We start from the raw sequence: 3,358 nt of genomic DNA on the forward strand, positions 1-3,358 counted from the left end.
ATTTTTCGCCAGCGTGACGCGGACCGCATGTGGTCTCTGCTCAAGCCAAAAATTGGCACGGACTACATGGCATGGAAAACAGTTTCTGATGTCGTCGATGTCAACACAATCATCACAGACGGTCGCTATTGGCTAAAATCAAACATGACGAACGCTCCACATGACGGCTGGGCCTACTTGTTTGTGGACGCAGCCGACCCCGTGTGTGTAATGCAACGTTGGGTTGGCACCGCGGCGGCAGACGTATATGTACGTATGCGCAATAACAACGTTTGGACACAATGGAACAAGGTTACCAACTGATAATGGAGGCAATAATGACATCAATCGCACTGGCTCGTCTGCCCGCAGCAGACCGGCTATTACCAAACATTGAGGCCAACGCGGAAACCATCATGGCAGCCGTAGATGACCTCTACCAACTCGACAACGCCGTCTTTTTCGAGGGCATCGAAGCTACGCCCAGCGTACCCGCACCACCGACGACCGAACTCAACCGCGCGGCGTATCTCTGGTGTAACTATTGCGTCGGCGACATCCAGTATGCGGTCAACGCTGTTATCGCTGAATTTAACAGCCACGGTATCGTCGGGCCGCCAGACTACACGGATATGGTACAGATAACCCTATGGCGTCCGGAGACGCTGGCAATTGACGGTAGCTTTATAACCGCACTCAACAGCGATTGGGCGGCAGTCGAAACAGCAATCAACACTATGTATAGCAATTATGAATCTCTATTTAAGAAAGGGTGATTTTTGTGGCAGTAAACAGCTACGTGACACTAGACCTTCTACGGCCGAATAACACGTTGTACGACCTCACACCAAACTTTAACGGCCGTGTGGGTGACTCACAGAGCTACGTCAAACTTTGGTTTAAATCCGACGGACTGAATTATGACCTCACCGGTAAGACGGTGGAGTTTGACGGGGTAGACCCCAAGGGGACGCCATTTAAAGTGAACGGTACCGCAGCGGCAGACCAGACCGGTGACGGCCTATCTACTGGTCGGGTGACTTTCTATTTTCCGGCCGAGTGCTTCCAAGCTCCGGGTGATTGGGACGACGACAGTACGTTCTTCGCCATCCTAGATGCTGACGGCAACCGGGTAAGCACGGTCAACGTGCATCTGCACGTGCTGGACGACAAAGTGTCTATGGGTATCAACGCAAAGCCTTTCGTTACAGACTTTGAGAAGCTCAAGGCGCAAATTCTGGCCGAGTGCAAGACCATTGAAGACGGGGCAAATGATGCGCTCAAACTTATCATTGACCCTAACAGTCAGCTTATGGTGACGCTCAACGCTGTTAAAACACAAGTTGCAGCCTACCAAACAGCAGTCCAAAACAACTCGTTTGTTAATTTAACTACTGATCAAACGATTAGCGGAGCTAAGACTTTTACCGCACCTATTAATGGTGCTCTGGCAACACGTCAAGCAACATTTACTGATTTTGCTACTGTAGCTGCAAATATGAATACGTATGCTGGCAATTGGTATGTTACAGAGACCCCGATAGCTAATTCGCCAATACCGGGCATAACGTGGTACGTGGTGGAAGTGGTTCCCGGAAATTCATTCACTGTCGGCACTATTCGCGTAAATCAATATGTTGGAAGCTCATATTTTGTCGCAGTAAATAACGGTGTGCTAGGCACGTGGCACAGAGTTGCCACTGATGCCGATGTAGCAACCTTAACGCCGTGGAGCAATGCCGGGCTGACGTGGGTCAACGGCTTTAGTGACCAGGACAACGGGCGATTCGCGTACTCGACCTTAACCATCAACGGTCACCAGCTAGTGATGATTGCTGGGCAAATTAAGTACACGACGGCACTAGCGGCGTGGACGTCCGTAGAAGTCGTTAAGTTCCCGTCGTCTCTGCAAATTGACAATGCCATGATGATTTCCGGCTCACTGGGAATCACACGAAACGCCAACAGTCTCGTCCAGTACGGTTTAACAGGTAGTGCGCTCACGGTGATGCCGTTTAAGGGTGACCAGTCGGACGGTATGCCAGACGTGCCCAAAGACGCTAATTGGCTACCTGGTGTAGGTATTCTGGCGATGATTAAGTAGCAGAAAGGAGAAAAGACATGGCAGATGAATCAGTAACCATTTACGCGTATGACTCCGACCTCAATTGGCTGGGCCAACGCGAGGGTGACGGCACCAAGCTACAGCCAGGCGAGAGCCTGCTCCCGTACATCGTCGTGTACGGCATCAACGCAGACAGCAAGGAGCTGGGGCCGACTAAGGTCGTCCGCAACGACTACACCGTCGGCGACGACGAAACCACCGTGGCACCCACACCTGGCCTATACACGCCCATTACCTGGGACGGCAAGGCTTGGCAAGGGACGGATGAGGCGACCTACCAAGCACGTGTGGACGCGGAGGCGGCACAGTATCTTGCCGACCACCCAGTGACGCCAAGCGCAACCGATACGGCAATCGCCCAACTCGCGTATCAGCGAATGCAAGACCAGGCGACGATTAGCGACTTGCAGGCGCAAAACGCACAGATTGCATATCAACTCATGACTGTACAAGGAGGTACAAAATAATGACTTACCCAGACTTTAACGCAATCAAGTACTTTTACGGCCTCAAGCTATGGACTGACGATATGGTCGGCCAAGCGGTCAATTTCAAGGTAATCACGGCTGACCAGTACAAAGCATTGACCGGGAAGGACTACGCGGCGGCTACAAGCGAGGCTCCGGTTGCAACGTCTGCTGCACCTGATAATGCTGCACCAGCAGCCTCATAAGGGGGTGCGTTGATGTGCTCGAAAAAATTAAAGCGTACCCGGAGCACGTCGCTGTCGGTATTGGCCTGATTCTCATCGGCTGGGTCTCATACCTGACACCGCCGCCGTTTACCTGGCCGCCCGTGTTTCGGGACATTGGCAACGACCACGGTTTCGACGTGCTGTTCATCGCGGTGGGGGCCGCACTGCTGTGGTGGGTGATGAGCAATCGCCACGACTTGGAGGTGGATAACCTCTTTTTGTCGGTCGCGGTCGGTTGCCTGACCTTGCTCACGGCGACACAGATGGCGCACGCATGGCACGCCGGACTACTTTTTAGCGGGGCAATGCCATGGGTGCAGGACTTAGTGATAACTGTACTGGTCGTCCGCCTCGCTTGGCGGGAGGACGATAATGGCACACTGGACTAAGCTGCTAAATATAATTTTTAACGACGTTGACGCTTTTTTAAATGCGAGTTCACCAATAATTGTGGCGGTTATCACGTATTTTGGGACACGCCGGCGTCGTCATCACAAAAGACACAAGGAGGATAATTAAATGGACATTGCAAATGCAAGTGAGATTGCTATCATCGCGGC

Annotated in this window: 6 protein-coding genes; all 6 read left to right on the top strand. The window is 52.2% G+C overall.

Going from position 1 to position 3,358, the window contains the following annotated elements; translation table 11 throughout:
- Positions 1 to 303, top strand: a 303-nt coding sequence (locus LPA02S_RS11850; protein ID WP_225350386.1) for a pyocin knob domain-containing protein, incomplete at its 5' end; no start/stop codon positions are given.
- A 14-nt stretch (positions 304 to 317) separates the two neighbouring features.
- Complete coding sequence (locus tag LPA02S_RS11125) at positions 318 to 755, top strand: hypothetical protein (RefSeq protein WP_054651828.1); 438 nt, start codon at positions 318 to 320, stop codon at positions 753 to 755.
- A gap of 5 nt (positions 756 to 760) precedes the next feature.
- Positions 761 to 2,083, top strand: a complete 1,323-nt coding sequence (locus LPA02S_RS11130) for a BppU family phage baseplate upper protein (protein ID WP_056957019.1) — start codon at positions 761 to 763, stop codon at positions 2,081 to 2,083.
- 17 nt (positions 2,084 to 2,100) lie between these two features.
- Complete coding sequence (locus tag LPA02S_RS11135) at positions 2,101 to 2,571, top strand: hypothetical protein (RefSeq protein ID WP_056957018.1); 471 nt, start codon at positions 2,101 to 2,103, stop codon at positions 2,569 to 2,571.
- Positions 2,571 to 2,777, top strand: coding sequence for an XkdX family protein (locus LPA02S_RS11140; protein ID WP_054651822.1), 207 nt, complete (start codon positions 2,571 to 2,573; stop codon positions 2,775 to 2,777). The genes LPA02S_RS11135 and LPA02S_RS11140 overlap by 1 nt, the downstream gene beginning before the upstream one ends.
- A gap of 14 nt (positions 2,778 to 2,791) precedes the next feature.
- Positions 2,792 to 3,187, top strand: coding sequence for a hypothetical protein (locus LPA02S_RS11145; protein WP_056957017.1), 396 nt, complete (start codon positions 2,792 to 2,794; stop codon positions 3,185 to 3,187).
- The last annotated feature ends 171 nt before the right edge of the window (positions 3,188 to 3,358 follow it).

It is taken from the genome of Lacticaseibacillus pantheris DSM 15945 = JCM 12539 = NBRC 106106 (genome assembly GCF_001591865.1).
GTDB classification, from domain to species: Bacteria; Bacillota; Bacilli; order Lactobacillales; family Lactobacillaceae; genus Lacticaseibacillus; species Lacticaseibacillus pantheris.

Excerpts from the sequence above, each read along its gene's own strand:
- LPA02S_RS11135 (WP_056957018.1), top strand. The coding sequence starts at position 2,101 with ATGGCAGATGAATCAGTAACCATTTACGCGTATGACTCCGACCTCAAT.
- LPA02S_RS11140 (WP_054651822.1), top strand. The coding sequence starts at position 2,571 with ATGACTTACCCAGACTTTAACGCAATCAAGTACTTTTACGGCCTCAAG.
- LPA02S_RS11125 (WP_054651828.1), top strand. The coding sequence starts at position 318 with ATGACATCAATCGCACTGGCTCGTCTGCCCGCAGCAGACCGGCTATTA.